At 67.3% G+C, this 1174-nt stretch carries 2 protein-coding genes; both read right to left on the bottom strand.

The window, feature by feature from the left end; translation table 11 throughout:
- Positions 1–27: 27 nt before the first annotated feature.
- Positions 28–639 carry a transposase gene (locus ITP53_RS55425; RefSeq protein WP_195903501.1) on the bottom strand — a complete coding sequence of 204 codons (612 nt, stop codon included), beginning with the start codon at positions 637–639 and terminating at the stop codon, positions 28–30.
- Positions 564–1106, bottom strand: coding sequence for a winged helix-turn-helix domain-containing protein (locus ITP53_RS55420; RefSeq protein WP_195903500.1), 543 nt, complete (start codon positions 1104–1106; stop codon positions 564–566). The genes ITP53_RS55425 and ITP53_RS55420 overlap by 76 nt, the downstream gene beginning before the upstream one ends.
- Positions 1107–1174: the final 68 nt, after the last annotated feature.

Raw genomic sequence — 1174 nt, 5'->3', positions numbered from 1 at the left:
ATACACCGGTTGAATTCGTAGAGTCGGTCATGGTTTTGCCGGGGTGTCGAGGGTGAGACCGGTCTGGGTCAGGCAGCCGGTGAGCAGGTGGGGCCGGTACTGGATCTTCTTCAGCTTGCGTTTGATGATCCGCGCGAGGCCGGTCAGGTCGGTGACGGCGAAGTTGGCCAGGGAACGGCGCAGCAGCGACCACACGCCCTCCGCCGGGTTCAGCTCGGGCGCGTACGTAGGAAGCCGGACGATGCGTAACCATTCGGCGTTCTCAGCGGCGAACTCGGCGAGCCGGCCGTCCAGGTGCACGTTGAGATTGTCCCAGCACCACACCAGGGGTGCGCCGAGCTGCTGGTGGGTGGCCACGATCAGGTCCCGATAGTCGATCCAGGAGAACGTCTTCGGCTCGCCCTTGCGGCCGTGGTAGACGTGCAGCTTGTAGAACAGGTGCGGCCGTTCGCCGTCTCGGAAGCAGACGACGCCCGCCATGTTGATGCGGCCGGAGCCTCTGCCGCGTACCGTCACCACCGGACGGGCACCGACCGGCGCCCAGGTGCGTCCCTTCGGCGGCCTCAGTCCCTGCCCGGCCTCGTCTTCGAAGCAGAGGTAGGCACCCAGGTCCGCCGCGGTGGTTTTGCCGCCGGCCACACCTCCGCCTTCCACAGCGCAATGGCCTGCTCATCCCGCTCGATCGCCCGCCGGGCCGGCACCTGCACCGACCAGCCGTGGCGATGCAGCAGCTTGCCTACCCCCTCGATGGTGTAACCGATGTGGAACAGCCGCCCGATCAGCGTCTTGACCCGGCACAAGGTCCAGCACTGATCCTCGATATAGCCCCAGGCCAGCGGCCCACGCTTGAGCTCGGCATCCAGCCGCGCCCATTGCCGGGCCGACAGCTTCTCCGCCGAGACCGGCCCCTTGGACAGTAGCGCCGACGTACCACCCTCGCGCCAGGACTTCCGCCAGCGCGTCACCGACCGCTCATGCACCCGTAACCGCGCCGCGACCGTCCTGGTCGACTCCCCGGCCTCGAACCACTCAGCCGCCTGCAGCCGCACCCGCTCCCGCCGCTCCTGCTCCGCGGGCGTGTACCCACCCCTTTGCCCATACCGCATGCTCCGGTCGTACCTCACCCGAAGCGATCCGTCACGAGGCTAAGACTCTACGCATTCAATCTGTGTAG

The organism is Nonomuraea cypriaca (assembly GCF_015645445.1).
Lineage (GTDB): Bacteria > Actinomycetota > Actinomycetes > Streptosporangiales > Streptosporangiaceae > Nonomuraea > Nonomuraea cypriaca.
Note: the sequence above shows the minus strand (reverse complement) of the source record. Positions and strands in the feature narration are given on the sequence as shown.